We start from the raw sequence: 18,681 nt of genomic DNA, 5'->3' as shown, positions 1-18,681 counted from the left end.
ATCACTCCTGGGGTTGGGATCTCGTTATTTCATGCTAGGGAAATTCCAAGACGCGGCGCTTCTCCGTTCTTGCTCACTCCCTCGCGGTTCCAGCCATCTTTGACCGGAATTAAAGAGGCCCTTGTCAGGCTGCGAGCGCGTTGCATCCAGAATGGGGAATCACGTGAAAAAGCTCGCATTGGTCGCATCAGTGATTGCGACCGGTCTGCTGGGTCCGACCGTCGCCCCGGTGGCGGCGGCGGAGGACGCGACCGCGCCGGCCGTCGGAAGCGTCGCCTGGTCGCCGTGCCCGGACACCGACCCGGTCCTCGGCGCTCTGCTCAAGGGCCTGGAGTGCGGCTCGGTTCAGGTGCCGCTCGACTACAGTCAGCCCGCCGGCCAGAAGATCACCCTGGCGCTGACCAGGGCCAAGCACACCGCCCCCGACGCCCAGTACAAGGGCGTCGTGCTGCTGAACCGCGGCCAGTGGCCCGGCGGCATCGGGCGCGACCTGCCCACCCGGTACGCCAAGGGCACGACCGGGCTGGCGCAGGACGTCGGTGCCGCCTACGACTGGATCGGCTTCGACCCGCGCGGCGTCGGGGCCAGCGAGCCGGCGGTTGTCTGCGACAGTGACTACGTCTATCCGGGGCACGCGCAGCCGGATCCCGTACCGAGCACCCCCGCCGCCGAGCAGGAGTGGGCGGACCGGGCCCGCGCGTACGCCGAGAGCTGCGGCGACAAGTACGGCGACGTGCTCAAGCACCTCAGCACGAAGGACGCCGCGCGCGACCTCGACCAGATGCGGATCGCGCTCGGCCAGGAGCAGATCACCTACTTCGGCACCGACTGGGGCACCTACCTGGGCTCGGTATACGCCTCGATGTACCCGAACCGGGTGCACCGGATGCTGCTGGACAGCGTGGTGCGTCCCAGCGGCGCGTGGTATCAGAACAACCTCGACAAGAACGTGACGTCCGAGCAGAACGCCAAGATCTTCTTCACCTGGGTCGCCAAGTACGACGCGGTCTACCACCTGGGCACGACCGAGGCCGAGGTCGAGGCGAACTACTACAAGGGTCAGGACGCGCTCAGCGCGGCGCCCCTCGACGGCAAGATCGGCCCGGCCGAGTGGGCGGACGTCTTCGAGCCGGTCGTCTACCGCAGCTGGACCTGGCTCTCCCGCGCGAAGATACTCGCCGACTGGGCGTTGCGCGGTGACCCGACGTCGCTGCGGGCCAACTACACGGACCCGGGCTTCCCGCACCAGAACAGGCACGCGATGACCAACGCGGTCCAGTGCGTCGACGCCCCCGGTCCGCGGGACTGGAACCGCTGGCACACGGACTACTCCCGCCAGTACGCCGCCGGAAACCGGTTCCTGACCTGGACCAACGCCTGGTACAGCGCGCCGTGCGCCTTCTGGCCGGTGCCCGCCCAGAAGGCGCGGAAGGTCGGCAACCGCAAGGTGGACGTCCTGCTGGTGCAGCCGGAGTTCGACACCGCGCACGGCGTCAGCGGCGCCTACGAGACCCACGCGCTGTTCCCGAACTCCCGGCTCATCCTGGAACAGGGCGGCCACAACGTCGGCGCGGCGCTGTCGGCGAACAACAACACCTGCCTCAACGCCTACGTCAGCGACTACCTGAGGGACGGAACCCGTCCCGCCTCCCAGGTGGGCGTCGATGCCACCTGCCAGGCGGCCGCAGACCCGGTGCCGGTGCCCTGATCCGTCACCGGGCGGGCCCCGCATGATCATCATGCGGGGCCCGCCTTCTCCGGGTCAGCGCGTGGCGGGGGCCGCGCCGGCCCGGTGGGCGACGACCAGTTCTTCCAGGGTTCGCGCCAGTGCGTTGGGTGCGGGCATGGCGAGCACCTCCTGACGGAGCCGCTGGGCGTTCGCCCGGATGGTTCCGTCCTCCAGCAGGCGGACGATCGCGGCGCGGACTTCGGGCCCGTCCACCTCGGCGGGCTTCATGGAGAGCCCCGCCCCCGTCCGGTCGAGGCACCGGAGCTTCAGCGGAACGTCGAACGCCCGGCTGATCAGTAACTGGGGGACGCCGTAGCGCAGGGCGCAGCCGAACGACCAGGTGCCGCCGTGATGCACCATGGCCGCGCAGGTCGGCAGGACCTCGGAGAGGGGAACGGACTCCACGAGGCGGGTGTTGGCCGGCACCCGGCGCAGCCGCCGCTGGGAGTCCAGCGGCAGGGTCAGGACCAGCTCCATCTCCAGGTCGCCCACCGAGTCGAGGATCTCCTGGATGCGTTCGACGGGCAGCAGGTGCTGTACCGGCCCGTCGTTCACCGAGTCGCCGAACGTCATCAGGACCCGCGGCGCCCGCGGGGGCTCGGCGAGCCACCGCGGCACGACGGTCGGCCCGTTGTAGGGAACGAACTGCACGGGAAGCGTGGTCGGCCGGGGGTCGGGCCGGAACGCCTCCGGAAGCGGGTCGATCGTGAACTGTCCGTTCACCAGGTCCTCAGAGAACTCGCAGCCGTACTTCCCGGCCCAGCCCGCCAGCCAGTCACGCAGTCCGTCGACGCGTTCCTCCGGTGGCTGCAGGGCCTTGGCGTGCAGGTAGTCCTCACGCATGCGGGTGTAGACGTCGACCGAGTACAGCACCCGGGCGTGCACCGCTCCCACCGCGGCGGCGGCCACCGCTCCTGCGAACGCCTTCGCGCCCCAGAGCACCAGATCGGGCCGCCATTCACGGGCGAATCCGACCAGGTCGTCCATCATCGAGTCGTTGGATCGCCGTGCCTGCGGAAGCACCAGGGTGTCGAAGAGCCTGGTGACCTGCTCCCAGCTCAGCCGCTCACGATCCGGCCGCACGTCGAACAGCGGACCGAGGCCTCCCTGCGGAGGCCCTCCCGCGGCGGGCGCGGGAGCCGTTTTGCGCTGGGCCCGCTGGTCCCGCTGCTTCCGTTGCTCCGCGGTCTCGCCAGGACCGACGCCTATGCCCGTCAGCCCGGCCCCGGTGACGGCGTCGAGCAGATCCGGCCAGCCGGCCATGCGCACCTCGTGCCCGGCCGTCTGCAGGGACCACGCCAACGGAACCAGGTTGAACAGATGTGTTTTAAAGGGAAACGGCACAATGAGAACCCGCACGACGGACTTCCTTAGATTCAGGGGCGTAGGAATTCACTGGTGAACGCCGCACTTTCCGGCCCCTGCCATCATGATCACGCGTCCCGTACAGGTCTTCTCCACGTTTGCCGGATGGTGCCGGTCGCGGCGGTGACCAGGAAGGTGATGACGGCGACCACGAGGGCCGCGGGCAGGGGGCCCACCAGGTCGCAGAGCGCGCCCATGACCAGGATGGAGACCGCCACACCCGAGGGGAGCAGCGTGGCCCGGAGAGTCACCACCGACGAGAGCTCCTCGGCGGAGGCCGCGGCCAGCAGCCGGTTGTTGTAGTGGACGTAGGCAACCTCGAAGAGGACCAGGAAGAGCGCGTACAGCACGAGCGTCGGCACCGTGCGGCCGACCAGCACCGCCGCCAGCAGGGGCGGCATGGGGAGCACGGCCCATGCGGCCGAGGGGACGCGGTCGAGGTAGCGCTGGGCCGGTAGGGCGGCGAGCGAGCCGGCGAATATGGCGATCGCCGAGATCGCGACGAACACTCCCACCAGGCGGGTTCCGCCGCCCAGCACATGGAGCGGGATCACGGTGACGGCCACCGTGTGGAAGCCCTGCCAGAACGCCACCAGGAGGAAACGGGCGAACAGCCTGCGCAGCACCGGGTCCTCGACACGCAGGCGCGTGCCGGTCGCGGAGCCCGCACCGTCCCGGCCCTCCACGGGGGCCCCCTCGGGGGGCGACGGCAATGCCCAGGCGAGGAGCGCGGAGAGCGCCAGCGTCGCCACGTTCACCGCGATCAGGCCCCGGAGCGGCAGGACCGCCCCGGCCGGCCCCGCCAGCGCCGCGCCGACGCTGAGTCCGGTCAACTTGCCGATCTCCGCGACGGTGTTGGCCCGGTCAAGCCGTTGCGGCGGGACTGTGCCGCGCAGGGCGACCGACGTGGCCGAGCGGGTGACCGTCTCGAAGAACCCGCGGGCGAGGACGAGAGCGGTGGCGACCGCGAGCAGTGCGCGGCCCGGTGCCACGAGGGCTGCCGCGGTCATCAGCAGGCTCGCCGCCTCGGCCAGCCGGACGAGCCGCTCCGGGGCGTGCCGCCCGAGCAGCCGGTTGAGCGGTCCGGCCAGCAGCAGCGCGGGCAGCCACGGCGCACTCAGCACGGCTCCGGCGAGCAGTCCCGACCCGGTGACCGACCCCACGTGCGTGGAAAGGCTCACGAGAACCAGAAAACTCCCGCACGTGTTGACAAACAGCAATACCGGAATGAAATGCGGCGAGCGAAAAGTCGCCGGAAAAAATGTCATCACGTACTCCTCCAGGACTGGAGGATGTCAGAGCTGAACGCATTTCGGCGAGGGGAAAGTCTGTCTATCGTTGAACATATGAAAGCAGCCATTGAGGGCAGCCCGTGCATCGTGATGGTCGATGCCTACGCCGCGGTCCGTTCACTCGTTCTGGAATTCCGGGAGCAAGGGTGCTCCGTCGTCCGTGTGCAGAGCACGCGTGACGTGCCGTTCGTATACCGGTCGGCTCCTCACGTCCCCGATGACTTCGTCGCCGATATCGTCCACGACGGCGACCTGGCGGCCACGGTCGACGAGGTCGCGGCGTTCGCGCCGGTCGCGGTGATCTCGGGTGGCGAGGTCGGGGTGGAGCTGGCGGACCTGCTCGCGGAGCGACTCGGCCTGCCCGGCAACGGAACCGCCCTCAGCGCCGCGCGGCGCGACAAGCACCTCATGGTCGAGACCGTGCGCGCCGCCGGGCTCCGCGCGGCCCGGCAGCTGTGGGCCACCGACGGGGACGAGCTCGCCGCCTGGCACCGCGAGCTCGGCGGACGCGTCGTCGTCAAGCCGCCGCGCAGCGCGGGCAGCCAGGGGGTCTCCTTCTGCGACACACCGGAGGAGTCGGTCGCGGCCTTCCTGTCCCTCGCCGACGCCGACGACGTCTTCTCCCAGCCCAACAACGGGGCCGTGGCGCAGGAGTACCTGCCGGGCACCGAGTACATGGTGAACACCGTCAGCCGGGACGGCCGCCACCACGTGTGCGACGTCTGGCGGACCAGCCGCGTCAGCGCGAACGGTGTCGTCGACCTCTGCGACGCCCTCTCGCTGATCGACTCGAGGAGCCGGGTCGTGGAGCCCCTCGGGGACTACGCCTTCCAGGTCCTGGACGCCCTCGGCATCCGGCACGGCCCGGCGCACGTAGAGATCAGGATGACGCCGTCCGGGCCGTGCCTGGTGGAGGTCGGCGCCCGGATAGCCGGCGGCGGCATCCCGGCCTGCGCCGGCCTCGGCATCGGCGAGTCACAGCTGGAGTGGACCGTCGACGCCTACCTGCGTCCCGAGCGGTTCCACGCCCGGGCCGAAAGCCCGTACGCGGTGCGGCGGTACTGCGCGATCGCCGGCATGGTCTCGCCGGTGCAGGGCCTGCTCAGCGAATACCGGGGCATCGGGGAGATCGAGGAGCTGGAGAGCTTCCACACCCTGGCCACTCCAGTGAAACCGGGCCAGGAGATCCACCGGACGGTCGACGACCTCACCTACCCGGTCATCGTGACGCTGCTGCACGACCTCGAGGAAGTCGTGCAGCGCGACCTGAACACGATCCGCCACCTCGACGGCGCCGCCTTCTACGTCCTCGACCGCGGGGCCCGCTCCTGAACACGCCGTTCAACCGCTGACCCGCCGCGGTCGAACATCACAGCCGGGCCGCGGCCGGCTCCCGCCGCGTCCAGGACGGCCGCGGCACCTTGTAGACGAAGCTGACGGCGGTGCGTGGCTCCGAAGCCGTCGCGTTGGGCGCCGAGCGGTGCAGCACCATGCCGTCGAACATGACGGCCGAACCGGGTTCGAGGGGCACGGCGACCGGCTCGGCCGCGCGCGGCAGATGCTCGTCCGCGACGTGCGGCTCGACCGCCCCCTCCAGCGGCGGCTCGCCCGGCAGACGCTCGCGGTGCCCGGTGTGCGGGAGCAGCCCGAGCAGGTGGGAGCCGGGGAGGAACTCGAGGCAGCCGTTGCGCGGGGTGGCGGGCTCGAGCGCGACCCAGATCGTCACGACACCGTGCTCCTGCGTGCCGAAGCCGGGCGGCGCGAAGGCCATGTCCTGGTGCCAGGGCTTCGCCGAGCCCACCACGGGCGGCTTGGCCCACAGGAAGGCGTTGACCAGCGTGCCCGGGCCGCCGGCGGCCCGGGCGACCGGCCCGTCGGCCAGGCCCAGCGACCGCTGCACGGCGTCGAACTCGGGGACGTGCACATGGATGCGGTCGGCTGACCGGAGCACACCCGTGAGGGCCCCGGCCCCCTGCTGCCAGGCCGCCCATCCGCCTATGCCGGGCGCCTCGAGGACGAAGTCCCCGGTCGAGACCGTGCGGTCGTGAGCGAGCTCCTCGAGTCGGCCCACCGCGCGCCGGAGCCGGGCGAGCGCGTCGCCGGTCGCGAGCGCGGGGAGCCGCACGAACCCGTTCTCCCGTATGTCACGGGAATCCGTGTCAACCATTCTTTCCTCCCTCTCTTAACGTCGGATCGCCGCGAACTTACCCGCATGTATCACGGGATGTTCATGTTCAAGGTTTGCCAGTAATGGCCGTTGCCGTGCCTTCGGCGCCCTGCGTATCCTCTCGGGCCATGAGGTCATTCGGCCGCATGAATAGCTGTGGCGGAAGGAGTGAAAAATGAGCGACCGTACCTTTATGGAGACCCGTGACGCGGACGAGGAAACCAGCAAGTGGTAGTCCTCTGACGGTGAAATACGCCGCCCGTACGGAATTGAATTCCGTACGGGCGGCACGTCGTCCTGAGAGAGGTTGAGATGGTAGGTAATCGCGTTTCACAAGTCATCGACATTCCCGCCGACATGCTGGTGATCGACGACTCCTCCGACGACCGCTACTGGGCATCGGTGGAGCGCGTCGTCGAGCTGGCCGAGGAGAAGGGCCGGGCCGCCGACGGGGTGCCGTTGCTGGCGAGCCTCGTGGTCACTCATCCGGAGTGGCCGGTGCGCGCCGGCGCGGTGCGGCTGCTGGCCGCGCATCACGTGGGCGACCCCGCCGCCGACGCCGCTGTGGCCGCCGCGACACACGACACGGTCGACTGGGTCGCGTTCACCGCGCTCAAGGTCATCGCGGAGTACCGGATCGCCGCCGCCGTCCCCGACCTCATCCGCATCTCCGGCTGGCCCAGCAACTTCGCCCGGCCCGGCTGGGAGCGCAAGCCGGTCGGCTGCGGCGCGGCGCTCACCAAGCGCGCCCTCATCGCCGTCTTCGGCACCCGCGACCCCGCCGAACTCCGCCGTCTCGAGGACGAGTACTTCACCGACATGCGGGCGCGGATCGATGCTGCGCGGGGGCGGCCCCGGCGCCACGCCGACGTCGTCCTGGTGCCGGGCGGTCCGGCGATCATCGGCGCGCACGCGAAGCCCGACGCCTTCCGGATGGCGCAGGACGACAGCACACTGCGCGCCGTGGACGTGCCCGAGTTCCTCATCGACCGGACCACCGTCACCAACGCGCGCTACCGGGAGTTCCTGGACGAGGTCGGCGACTCCGGCGAGTTCGACCACCCGGACCAGCCGCTCGAGCGCTCGCACCGCCCCGCGCACGGGCACGACCCGCGCTTCAACGCAGCCGACCTCCCGGTCGTCGGCCTCGACTGGTACGACGCCTACGCCTTCGCGAAGTGGGCCGGTGGCTCGCTGCCCAGCGAGGTCCAGTGGGAGAAGGCCGCACGTGGCGTGGACGGCCGCCGCTACCCGTGGGGCGAGGAGTGGGACCCCGACCGGGTGAACTACGTCGAGCGCTCGTTCGGCGAGGCCGTGGCCGACCTCGACTCCCTCGAGGCGCTGCTGGTCACCATCTCGCAGGGTGACAACCCCGCCCATCCGGTGCTGCCCGCGGACGCCCTCCCGCAGGGCGCCAGCCCGTACGGCGTCCTGCAGATGTCGGGGAACGTCTGGGAGCTGACCCGGACCAACTTCTACACCGGCGAGGACATGGACCCCTTCTTCAAGGGACGGCACCCGCTGGACTTCATGAACCGCAAGGATGCCTTCCACGTCCTGCGCGGTGGCACCTGGACGTCGCCGCCGACCTGCCTGACCACGTTCTACCGGGGCAAGGACCTGATCACCGACCGGCACAACGAGGTCGGCTTCCGCTGCGTGTACGAGACGAGCGGCTGATGCGTCTGACCTCGCTCGGGCATGCCGCGGTCCTCGTCGAGACGGGGACGGAGCGGATCCTCTTCGACCCGTGGCTCACCCAGCGCCTGGACCGCTTCTGGGAGCACCACCCGCCGCTGCCGGACGACCTGGTCCGGGAGGTGCTCGACGACGGGGTCGACTACGTGGTCCTCAGCCATCACCACTTCGACCACCACCACTTCCCCTCGCTGCTGCGCCTGGTCGACGGCACCGACGTGGACTTCGACGACGGCCCGCGCCAGAGCTCCGGCGTCACCTGCGTGTACCCCGCGGGCCCCGTGCCGCCGCAGCTGACCGCCTCGGGGCTCGGGCACCAGGCGATCGCCTGGACGCTGCGCCGCTTCGGCTTCGAACGCCTGCGCCCGGTGACGCCGGGCGACACGATCACCCTGGGCGGGGCCACCCTGCGGACGTTCCCCTCGGCCGTACCGTTCCCCGAGATGAGCGTGCTGGTTCAGACGGCCGACGCGGCAGTCCTGCTGTGCGGGGACGCGCTCCTTGACGAGGCGACCGTGGAGGCCTTCCGCCGCGAGGACGCGCCCCGGCTCGACGCCGTGTTCGTCCCCGCGCACAGCATCGCGCCGCCCGGTGTGCTCACCGAGCGCCGCCCGCTGACGGACCCGGACGCGGCCCGCGCCCGCGCCGTCGCGAACTTCGACCGGTACATCGAGGCGATCCCCGCGGCCTTGACGGTGCCCTCCTCGTTCGGCTGGCGCGTCAGCGGCGACGGCGAGCGCGACTACTCCTGGTGCAACCGGACGATGTTCCCCTTCACCCCGACCGAGGCCCTGCGGCGCCTGGACGAGCTGGGCCGCGACGGCCTGCTGTGGGGCCCTGGCCAGGTGATCGAGGTGGCGGACGGCAAGGCCGCCCCGGCCGCCGGGCCGGTCGCGCCCGGCGCGTACGACTTCGATCAGGTCTATTCCGAGGTGACGCTCGACCCGGGCACGGCGGTGCCGCCGTTCGACGCCGCCCTCGACCGGTACGGTCGCCAGACCCGCGCCTGCGAGGACATGCTCCGCGAGCTGCTGGACCGGTTGGTGGCGACCGACTACTGGTACCGGGCGCTGGACGACGGCGCCGGACGGCACGTCATCTCGCTGTACGAGGACGACGGCGGCGAGACCGCCTTTCTGCTCGACCCGGTGGCGGGCCGGGTGACGCGGCTCGGCTCGGGGCCGGCCCGGAGCCACGTCGCCGGCGGTGAGGGCTGGACCGAGACGGCGGCGAGCACGCTGGAGGCCATGCTCGACGCCGACCTGCTGTTCGGCAGCTCCTTCGGCCTGTGGGCCAGCGACGGCGTCCTGCTCTCCGCGGTCTTCCACCACCCGTCGTTCTACACACGCCACGTGGACCGCGCGCTGCGGGAGGCGAGCGGCCCATGAGCGACCCGGTCGTGTTCGACCACGAGAGCGCCTGCCTGCGAGGCAACCCGCTGGGCGACCCGCACCGCCGCCGGACCGAGGTGTGCCTGCCGCCGGGCTACGACGGCGTCCGGCGGTACCCGGTCGTGTACTGGCTGCCGGGGTTCGGCGCCCACCCCAGCCTCGGCGGCCGGGCGCTCGCCTTCGGCGGATCCGTCGCCGACCGCCTCCGCCAGGCGATGGCGGACGGCCGAGTGCCGCCCGCGCTGCTCGTCGTACCCGACTGCACGACTGTCTACGGCGGCTCGCAGTACCTCGACTCCGCCGCCTCCGGCCGGTACGCCGCCTACCTCGCCGAGGTCGTCGCGGAGGTGGACCGGCGGTTCGCGACCCGGCCGGAGCCGGCCTGGCGCGCCGTCGCGGGGAAGTCCAGCGGCGGCTACGGGGCGCTCGTCGCGGGCATGACCTCGGAGCTGTTCGGGGCGGTGATCGCCTGCTCGCCCGACGCCGGGTTCGAGCACTGCTACCTGCCGCTGCTCCCCGCCACGCTCGACACCGTCAGGGCGGCCGGCGGCGTCGACGGGCTGCTGGCCCGCCGGGACAGCGGCCCGCACGACGTCCCCTTCATGGTGGCAATGAGCATCGTCGCGATGGGCATGTGCTACGCCGACGACCCTCTGACCACCCCGTCGGACGCGCTGCCGTGCGACCCGGCGACGGGCCTGTTCCGCGACGAGGTGTGGCGGCGGTGGCTCACCTACGACCCGGTGCGGATGCTCCCCGCCCACGCCGGCCGTCTCGCCGGACTCGGTCTGCTCCACCTCGGCGTCGGCGAACGCGACGAGTACGGCATGCACTGGGGGGTCCGCGCGCTGCGCGCGGCCCTCGGCGCGCACGGCGTCCCCCACGTCTACCGCGAGCACGAGGGCGGACACCACGGCATCGAGTACGTGTTCACCGAGGCACTGGCGGAGCTCTGGCGGGTGTGGCGGGAATCGGAGCGTGACACGTGTGCGGCATAGCGGGCTTCATCAGCCTGGACGGACGGCGGGATGCCGCGTGGCTGGACGCGCTGGGCCGGACGATGACCGAGGCCATGGCGCACCGCGGCGAGGGGGCCTGCGCCCCGTACGTCTCGTCGTGCGGCACCGTCATGCTGTGCGCGACGCGGCTGGCGATCCGCGACCGCACCGCGGCGGGCGACCAGCCGATGACCGACCCCGGTGGCCGGGTCGTGCTGGTGCACAACGGCGAGGTCTACGGCTCCCGGTCGCCCGCGCCACCGCTGTGGCCGCGCCGCACCACCTGTGACACCGAGTTCGTGCTCCAGCAGGTCTGCCGCGAGTCCGATCCCGCGGCCGCGCTGCGGCCGCTGTCCGGCATGTTCGCGCTCGCCTGGCACGACACCGCGACCGGCCGCGTGGTGCTGGCCCGCGACCACTTCGGCGTGAAACCGCTGGTCTACGCCTTCACCCACGGCGGACTGCTGTTCGCCTCGGAGGCGGGGGTGCTGCTGCGCACCGGCCTGGTGGCACCCGAGGCGGACCCCGAGGAGTTCGTGCTGCGCTCCTGGATCCGGATGGACGCGGCCGACGACCGCACCTGGCTGCGCGGCGTCAAGTCCCTGCAGCCCGCCGAGTACCTGGTGGTCGACCCGCCGCGGACGCGCACGCACCGCTACTGGCGGCCCGAGCCGGACGACGTCCCGGTCGGTCCCGAGGAGATCAGGGCGGCCTTCGACCGGGCGGTCGCGGAGCGGTCCGTGTCCGACGTCCCCCGGGCAGCGGTGCTCAGTGGTGGCGTCGACAGCTCGGCGATCGTCGCGGGCCTGACCGCGGCGGGAGTGCCCATCGACGCGTACGTGCTGCGCTACCAGGACGGCATCGGCGGCTCGGGCGACGACGTGGCGCACGCCGCCGAGGTCGCCGACCGTCTCGGTGTGCCGCTGACCGTCTGCGACCTGGACCGCCACGCCGCCGCCGACCTGGTGCCGGTCCTGCCCACCCGGCTGATGCGACCGCTGCTGCACGGCGCCGAGCTGGCGATGCACCAGCTCTACCGGACCATCGCCGGCGACGGGAACGTGGTCGTCTATTCAGGACACGGAGCCGACGAGCTCTGGGGGTACCAGGACGGCCGGTACTTCCCCGTCGTCGACCCCGCCGCGCCCACGCACATCCACGGGCGCCACTACCTCACCCACCGGCTCCACGGCGACGAACGGCCGGTCTGGGCCCGGCTCGTCAGCTGGCTGGCGCACGAACTCGACGTCGACATGACGGCGGTGGCCGAACGGGTGTGGGAACGCACCATGGCCGAGTATCGGGCGCTCGCGACGCCGGATCCGCTCAAACGCGGCAGGTACCACCTGATGCGGCGCTTCCTGGTCTACGTCAACGACATGGTGGACGCCACATCGTCGACCTTCACCCTGGAGGACCGGCCCGTCTTCCAGGACGTCACCCTCGCCGAGCTGGCCTTCCGCTGTCCCGAGTACCTGAAGGACACCGGCGAGCCCGGCAGCCACAAGGAGCTGCTCAAGACCGGGCTCGCCGACCTGCTGCCCGACTCGGTGCGGCGCCGTCGCAAACAGGGCTTCCCGACTCCCACCGACCCCGGCTACGTCAGACGGCTGGCCGAGCTGGCCGACGGGCTCGGCACCCCCTTCGGGCTGCCGCGGTTGCCGGCCGGGATCCGCGCCGAGCTGGGAGTCGGCGAATGGATGTTTCTTTCATCAAGCTCCGCTTGGCTCGACCACCTCGCGGAGCTCAGAACCGACCCGAGGAGCCATGGTGAGCAGTTCCGTCCCCCGGTGGCGCTGGCAGATCTTGGACAGCGCGGCCGACCTTGATCCGGTGCCCCCGGTGATCGAGGAGGCGCGAGCCCAGGACTGGTGCGACTTCGTGTTGTGGCGGCCGTCCAGCCTGCCCGAGGGCTGCGACACCAGCGTCGGAACGCTTCGCCGCGAGGCTCCCCCCGGACGCGTCGACGCCGTGGGCCGCAGTCCGTGGAGCGACGCCAACCCGTCCGGCTACCGCACCGAGATCTCCGGCGGCGGACGCCGGCTGCGCCTCAAGCAGTTCCTCTACGACTGGGCCTTCCCCGCCGCCGACCACCCGTGCCTTTGGGGCAGTGAGACCCGGCCGTTCGAGATCGGCGAGGGCCGGGTGGTCTGGCTCGGGACCGACTACCTGGGCCACCAGGCCGGCAGCGCCCGGATGGCGCGGACCACGGTCGAACTCTCGGTGCTGGAGGGCGAGTTCTCCGACGACGAGATCGTCGCGCTGTTCGCCGCGCTGCGGCCGGCCGTGCCGGAGGCGGTGGCGAGGGTGCTGGCCACACCGTTCTGCGAGCTGAGCTACTGGGCCAGGCACCCGGCCGACATGGTGTCGGTGCCCACCGGCGTCTTCTCCTTCCACCGGCGCGGGCGGCAGCACGAGGGCGACTGGATTCCGTCGGGCGACGTCACCGCCTTCCTCACCGAGCAGGGAGTGCCGGTGTCGGCCGGTGGATTCCACGCCGACAGCGCCGCGACGTTCGGCGACGGCTGTGCCGTTCGTGAGCTGGAAGTCGTCTACGCCTCGGCATCCGGCGGCGAGCTGCGCCTCACGGCGCAGCGCACCGGCGGCGGGCGCCTCGAGTTCCCGCCGACGCGGGACAAGCACCCTGCCACCGACGAGCTCCGCGATCTCGACGGCCGCCCGGTGCACCTGGGCTACCTCAACGCCGAGTTCGGAGCCTGCGACGCCTGGTGGCAGCACCCTGACGGGTACGACCTCAGGCTCCTCGGCAGCGCGGGTACGGGCATGGGGCGGGAGACGTTCCTCGGCCTGGTCGCCGAGATCGACGCCGCGCTGCGGCTCACCGGCAACGCCGAGGTGCTGGGATGACCGCCCCGGAACGGCCGGTCCTGGACCCCGCGACCGGTAGCGCCGTCACCGGCGTGCCGGACTCCGACGGGCCCGGCGTCGTCAGGGGTGTTGGGATGGCCGCGGCGGGGCGGCGGGTCCTGGACCCCGTGACCGGTCGCGACGGGCTCGGCGTCGTCCGGGGTGTTGGGATGGCCGCGGCGGGACGGCCGATCCTCGACCCCGCCACCGGTCGCGCCGTCACCCGCGTGCCGGACACCGACGGGCCCGGCGTCGCCGACGCCGTGGCACGCGCGGACGCGGCGTTCCGCGGGGTCTGGGCCGACACCTCCCCGGCCCACCGTTCCGGCCTCCTGCGCGAGCTCGGGAACCTGCTGCGCGACGACCGCGACGAGCTCGCGGCGCTGGAGCGGCGCAACGCGGGCAAGCCCACGGCACGCGCCGTCGGAGAGGTGGACTTCGCCGCCCGGGTGGTCGACTGGTTCGCTGCGGCGGCCCGGTACCCGGTGGGGGAAACCCATCCGACCGGCCCCGGCATGCGCACCTACACCGACCGTGTGCCGGTCGGGGTGTGCGCGGCGATCTCCCCGAACAACTACCCGCTCCTGCTGGCCGTCTGGAAGATCGCCGCGGCGCTCGCGTACGGCAACACGGTCGTCGTCAAGCCGGCACCCGAAACACCGCTCTCGATCCGCCGCCTGGTCGACCGCGCCGCCGAAGTGCTTCCCGAGGACGTGCTCACCGCCGTCTACGGTGGCGCCGAGACCGGCCGGCTGCTCTGCGACCACCCGGCCGTCGGCATGATCTCCTTCACCGGCTCGACGACGGCGGGGCGCGAGGTCGCGCGACGCTGCGCGGACGGCCTCAAGCCCGTCTCCCTGGAGCTGGGCGGCAAGAGTCCCGTCGTGGTCTTCCGCGACGCCGACCTCGACGCGGCCGCGCGGGCGGTCGTCACGGGATTCACCGGCAACACCGGCCAGATGTGCGTGGCCGGGACACGCCTGATCGTCGACCGGGCCGTGCACGACGAGTTCGTCGGCCGCGTGGCCGAGCTGGCCGCCGCCCTCCGGGTCGGCCCGCCGGAGGAGCCCGGCACCGATCTCGGCCCGCTGATCAGCCGGGCGGCCGCCGACCGCGCGGCCGAGGTGGTCGAGGAGGCGGCGGCGCGGGGCGCGGAGGTGATCCTTCCGCCCGGCTGTTCCGAGGTACGGCACGATCTCGACGGCGGGTTCTTCGTCAACCCGGTCATCGTGGACGACGCGCCGCACGATGTCCGTGCCTGGCGCGAGGAGATCTTCGGCCCGGTACTGTCCGTCGCGTCGTTCGACACCGACCCCGAGGCCCTGGCCCTCGCGCACGACACCGCGTACGGCCTGTCCGCCTCGGTCTGGACGTCGGACGCCGACCGGGTCGAGCGCTTCAGCCGGGCCCTGCGCGCCGGCATGGTGTGGGTAAACACCTGGGGCGACACGGAGGAGACGGTCAGCGTCTCGGGTCTCGGTCAGTCCGGATACGGCCGTGAGCTGGGCATCCACGCGGTGGAGGGCTACACCAGGCCCCGCGCCGTCTGGGTGGCCCACCGGCCGGGGCGGTAGGCCGCGATGGCGCGGGCCGGTTCCGGTTCCCCTCGGCTCGACTTCCGCAGCGACACCCGCACCGTGCCGGACGCGCGGATGCGCGCGGCGATGGCCGGGGCGCAGGTCGGGGACGACGTGTACGGCGACGACCCCACGGTCGCCGTCCTCGAGGAGCGGGTGGCCGAACTGCTCGGCACGGAGGCCGCGCTGCTCACGCCCACCAGCACGATGGCCAACCTGCTCGCCCCGCTCGCCGCGTTCGGCCCGCCGGGATCGCCCGCGCCGCGGCTGATCGTCGGCGCCGACACCCACATGGCGTTCCTCGAGTCACGCGGGCTGCGCCGCTTCGGCGGGGTCGAGCTGCTGCCGGTGGAGCAGCGTCCCGACGGCCTGCCCGACCTCGACGTGCTGACCGCGCTGCTCTCCACCGGAGCGGGCCCGCCGACCGTGGTCTGTCTCGAGAACACGAGCATGATGCGCTCCGGCAACGCCCTCGACGCCGCGGCGACGCGCGCCGTGGCCGCGCTGGCCCACCGCTACGGCGCGCACTTCCACCTCGACGGCGCCCGGCTCGCGAACGCGGCCGTGGCGCTCGGGGTCCGTCCCGCAGAGCTGGCGGAGCCCGCGGACAGCGTCGCGTTCTCGGTCTCCAAGGGGCTCGGCGCGCCGGTCGGCGGACTGCTGTGCGGGTCAGGCGAGTACGTCGCGCGCGCCCGCGAGCTGAGGGGGTGGCTGGGCGGCTCCATGCACCAGGCGGGAGTCGTCGCGGCGCCCGCGCTTCTCGCGCTGGGGCGCCTGCCCGACCTGGCCGCCGATCACGAGACGGCCGCCGCGCTCGCCTGCGGGCTGGAGTCGGTGCCCGGCGTCGAGCTGATGCGCCCGCCACGGCCGACCAACATGGTCATGGCGCGGCTTGCCGGGCTGACCCCGGACGAGTGCGCCGCGCGCCTCGCCGGCCACGGCGTGCTCGTACTGCCGCTGCCGAACGGATACGTGCGCTTCGTGACGCACCGGGCACACGACATGATCGGTGTGCGCGAGGCCGTCAGCGCGCTGGCGGCCGTGGCGGCCACGGTGCCCGCGGCCCGGCTGACAACCGACGGAGACCTCCCCGGCCGGGGACTCTCCATGACTTGCATGGAGGAAGCATGACGGACGTGCCACCGCGTGGCCTGGAGGAGAGGCTGCGGGACACCCGCGCGAGAGTGGAGAACGACGTCGATCTCTGGGTCGCGACGTCGGGCGCCTCGGGCGGCGTCCACCTCATCCCGCTCTCGTACCTCTGGGACGGGACCGCGTTCCTCATCTCGACGCCGCGGACCTCGGTCACCGGCCGCAACCTGCTGGCGGACGACCGGGTGCGCCTCGGCCTCGGACCGACGCGAGACGTCGTGATCGTCGACGGCGTCGCGGAACCGGTGGACATCGCCGAGCTCGGTCAGGAGACGGGCGACGCGTTCGCGGCCAAGACCGGGTTCGACCCGCGTCTCGAGACCGACGCGCCCTACCAGTACTTCCGGATCCGGCCGCGGCGAGTCCAGGCCTGGCGGGAGGCGAACGAGCTGGCGGGACGCGGCCTCATGCGCGACGGCGCCTGGCTCGGCTGACCACCCGGAACCCGGCCTCTCCGCCTGGGTCGGCCGGTCGCCCGCGTGACCGGCCGAAGCAGGCGGAGTCCAGTCGTTCTTGACCGGAGCTGAAGAGGGCTTTGCCACGCTGCGAAGGCAAGGCATCCGTCAATTCTGGAAGGGCGAAAATGGAAGCAATCGAGGTTCCGGTCCTGATCGTGGGCGGCGGCGGATGCGGTCTGTCCGCCTCCGTTTTCCTGTCCGACCAGGGCGTCGATCATCTGCTGGTGGAACGGCACCCGGACACGTCGAGGATTCCGAAGGCGCACTATCTCAACCAGCGCACGATGGAGATCTTCCGCCAGCACGGCATCATTGACGACGTGCTCGCGGAGGCGGCGCCGCTGGAGTTGTTCGGCAAGGTGCGCTGGCAGACCACGCTCGCGGGCGACGGGCCGATGGACCGGCGCCTGATCCATGAGATGGACGCCTTCGGCGGCGGTGAGCTGCGAGAGAGCTACGCGGCGGTCGGGCCCGTCCTGCCCGCCAAGCTGCCGCAGATGTGGCTGGAGCCGATCCTGCGCCGCCATGCGGAACAGCGCAATCCCGGGCGGATTCGCTTCCACCACGAGGTGACCACCTTCTCCGACGAGGGCGACCACGTCGTCGCCGAGGTGCGCAACCTCGAGAGCGGTGAGATCACCACGGTCAAGGCGCAATACCTCATCGGCGCCGACGGCGGCCGCATGGTCGGACCCGCGGCCGGCATAGAGATGCAGGGCCCGCCCGGGCTGGTCAACACCACGACCGCGTACTTCTCCGCCGATCTGTCCCAGTGGTGGGAGGAGGGCACGCTCATCACGCACTTCCTCAGCCCGGAGGACCCCGACCTCTCCAGCAACCTGATCGAGATGGGACCGAGCTGGGGGAAGGCCTGCGAGCAGTGGGGTCTGCACTTCGCTCCAGGGCCGCCCGGCCGCTGGGACGCGGAGACGGTCATCCCCAGGATCCGTGAGCTCCTGCGCCTGCCGGACCTGGAAGTGACCGTGCACAAGGTGACGGACTGGATCGTGCACGCGCACCTCGCCGATCGCTACCGGGTCGGCCGGGTACTGATCGCCGGTGACGCCGCGCACCGCCAGCCGCCCGCCGTCGGACTGGGCCTCAACACCGGCATCCAGGACGTGCACAACCTCGCGTGGAAGCTGGCCGCGGTGCTGACCGGCCGCGCGCCCGACAGCCTGATCGACACCTACGAGGCCGAGCGCCGGCCCGTGGGCAGGGAGAACGTCGACTGGGCGACGTCCGCCGCCGTCCACCACCAGGCGGTCATCGACGCCATCGGCGCCGGCCACAACATCCCGGCGGGGCGCCGTGGGCAGCGGCTCCAGGCGTACTTCGACCCGTCTCCGCTCGGTGACACCGTGCGGGCGCGCGCCCTGGAGATCTTCCACACCCACCGTGGCGGATGCCAGTCGCTCGACATGGAGATCGGCTTCGGCTACGAGGCGGGCGCGATCGTCCGCGACGGCAGCGAGCCGCCGGTCCGCGTCCCCATGCGGAACGTGCACCAGCCGACGTCCCGCCCCGGGCACCGGCTGCCGCACGCCTGGATCACCCGGGACGGCGACCGCCTGTCCACTCTCGACCTCACCGGCACGACCGGCTTCACGCTGATCACCGGCCCGCAGGGGATGCCGTGGTGCGAGGCGGCCGAGCGGGTGGCGGAGAAGTTCTCGATCCCGGTCGTCACGGCCCGCATCGGCGCCGGCGCCGAGTTCGCCGACGTGGACGGCGGGTGGGAGGCCGTCCGGCAGATCACCGACGCCGGCGCGATCGTGGTGCGCCCCGACCAGCACGTCGCCTGGCGCAGTACGGAAGGCACGGAGGACCCGAAGCAGGTTCTGGCGGACGTGTTCGCCGCTCTCCTGGACCGCTGATCTCCCGACGAGAAACGAGAAGTGGGGGGGGCCCGGGGGCTGGGCGCGCGCCAGCGGTTGGCGGGCACACACCGAAGCTCGGACATACACCACAATAAAAACAACAAAC

Annotated in this window: 14 protein-coding genes; 11 read left to right on the top strand and 3 right to left on the bottom strand. The window is 71.9% G+C overall.

Annotated features, from left to right (window positions below; genetic code table 11):
* The first annotated feature begins 190 nt into the window (after positions 1-190).
* Positions 191-1,708, top strand: coding sequence for an alpha/beta fold hydrolase (locus AB0D27_RS20395; RefSeq protein WP_362510418.1), 1,518 nt, complete (start codon positions 191-193; stop codon positions 1,706-1,708).
* Positions 1,709-1,762: 54 nt separating this feature from the next.
* On the opposite strand, the gene AB0D27_RS20390 is transcribed toward AB0D27_RS20395, so the two are convergent.
* Together AB0D27_RS20390 and AB0D27_RS20385 are read right to left on the bottom strand one after the other, a co-directional pair.
* Positions 1,763-3,031: a nucleotide disphospho-sugar-binding domain-containing protein gene (locus tag AB0D27_RS20390; protein ID WP_362510415.1), complete on the bottom strand. Its 1,269-nt coding sequence runs from the start codon at positions 3,029-3,031 to the stop codon at positions 1,763-1,765.
* Positions 3,032-3,162: 131 nt separating this feature from the next.
* The gene (locus AB0D27_RS20385; protein ID WP_362510412.1) at positions 3,163-4,362 is read right to left on the bottom strand and encodes an MFS transporter; all 1,200 of its coding nucleotides are present in this window, start codon (positions 4,360-4,362) and stop codon (positions 3,163-3,165) included.
* 78 nt (positions 4,363-4,440) lie between these two features.
* Between AB0D27_RS20385 and AB0D27_RS20380 the strand changes: the two genes are divergently transcribed.
* The gene (locus tag AB0D27_RS20380) at positions 4,441-5,718 is read left to right on the top strand and encodes an ATP-grasp domain-containing protein (RefSeq protein WP_362510409.1); all 1,278 of its coding nucleotides are present in this window, start codon (positions 4,441-4,443) and stop codon (positions 5,716-5,718) included.
* A gap of 37 nt (positions 5,719-5,755) precedes the next feature.
* On the opposite strand, the gene AB0D27_RS20375 is transcribed toward AB0D27_RS20380, so the two are convergent.
* A complete protein-coding gene (locus tag AB0D27_RS20375) occupies positions 5,756-6,553 on the bottom strand; it encodes a phytanoyl-CoA dioxygenase family protein (RefSeq protein WP_362510406.1) in 798 nt (265 codons plus the stop codon).
* A gap of 357 nt (positions 6,554-6,910) precedes the next feature.
* Between AB0D27_RS20375 and AB0D27_RS20370 the strand changes: the two genes are divergently transcribed.
* The 9 genes from AB0D27_RS20370 to AB0D27_RS20330 all read left to right on the top strand — a co-directional run bounded on the left by AB0D27_RS20370 (position 6,911) and on the right by AB0D27_RS20330 (position 18,572).
* Positions 6,911-8,233, top strand: a complete 1,323-nt coding sequence (locus tag AB0D27_RS20370) for an SUMF1/EgtB/PvdO family nonheme iron enzyme (RefSeq protein WP_362510403.1) — start codon at positions 6,911-6,913, stop codon at positions 8,231-8,233.
* Complete coding sequence (locus AB0D27_RS20365) at positions 8,233-9,639, top strand: MBL fold metallo-hydrolase (protein WP_362510400.1); 1,407 nt, start codon at positions 8,233-8,235, stop codon at positions 9,637-9,639. Before AB0D27_RS20370 ends, AB0D27_RS20365 begins: the two co-directional genes overlap by 1 nt.
* Complete coding sequence (locus tag AB0D27_RS20360) at positions 9,636-10,640, top strand: alpha/beta hydrolase-fold protein (RefSeq protein WP_362510397.1); 1,005 nt, start codon at positions 9,636-9,638, stop codon at positions 10,638-10,640. The genes AB0D27_RS20365 and AB0D27_RS20360 overlap by 4 nt, the downstream gene beginning before the upstream one ends.
* A complete protein-coding gene (locus AB0D27_RS20355; RefSeq protein WP_362510394.1) occupies positions 10,628-12,469 on the top strand; it encodes an asparagine synthetase B in 1,842 nt (613 codons plus the stop codon). The genes AB0D27_RS20360 and AB0D27_RS20355 overlap by 13 nt, the downstream gene beginning before the upstream one ends.
* Positions 12,408-13,508, top strand: coding sequence for a hypothetical protein (locus AB0D27_RS20350; RefSeq protein ID WP_362510391.1), 1,101 nt, complete (start codon positions 12,408-12,410; stop codon positions 13,506-13,508). Before AB0D27_RS20355 ends, AB0D27_RS20350 begins: the two co-directional genes overlap by 62 nt.
* Positions 13,505-15,082, top strand: coding sequence for an aldehyde dehydrogenase family protein (locus tag AB0D27_RS20345; protein ID WP_362510388.1), 1,578 nt, complete (start codon positions 13,505-13,507; stop codon positions 15,080-15,082). The genes AB0D27_RS20350 and AB0D27_RS20345 overlap by 4 nt, the downstream gene beginning before the upstream one ends.
* 6 nt (positions 15,083-15,088) lie before the next feature.
* Positions 15,089-16,216, top strand: coding sequence for a GntG family PLP-dependent aldolase (locus AB0D27_RS20340; RefSeq protein WP_362510385.1), 1,128 nt, complete (start codon positions 15,089-15,091; stop codon positions 16,214-16,216).
* Positions 16,213-16,671, top strand: a complete 459-nt coding sequence (locus tag AB0D27_RS20335; RefSeq protein WP_362510382.1) for a pyridoxamine 5'-phosphate oxidase family protein — start codon at positions 16,213-16,215, stop codon at positions 16,669-16,671. The genes AB0D27_RS20340 and AB0D27_RS20335 overlap by 4 nt, the downstream gene beginning before the upstream one ends.
* 149 nt (positions 16,672-16,820) lie before the next feature.
* A complete protein-coding gene (locus tag AB0D27_RS20330) occupies positions 16,821-18,572 on the top strand; it encodes an FAD-dependent monooxygenase (RefSeq protein ID WP_362510379.1) in 1,752 nt (583 codons plus the stop codon).
* The last annotated feature ends 109 nt before the right edge of the window (positions 18,573-18,681 follow it).

Origin of the sequence: Streptomyces sp. NPDC048415 (genome assembly GCF_040651675.1) — a bacterium.
Classification (GTDB): Bacteria; Actinomycetota; Actinomycetes; order Streptomycetales; family Streptomycetaceae; genus Streptomyces.
The sequence above is the reverse complement of the archived record's forward strand: the minus strand, read 5'-3'. Positions and strand labels throughout refer to the sequence as shown.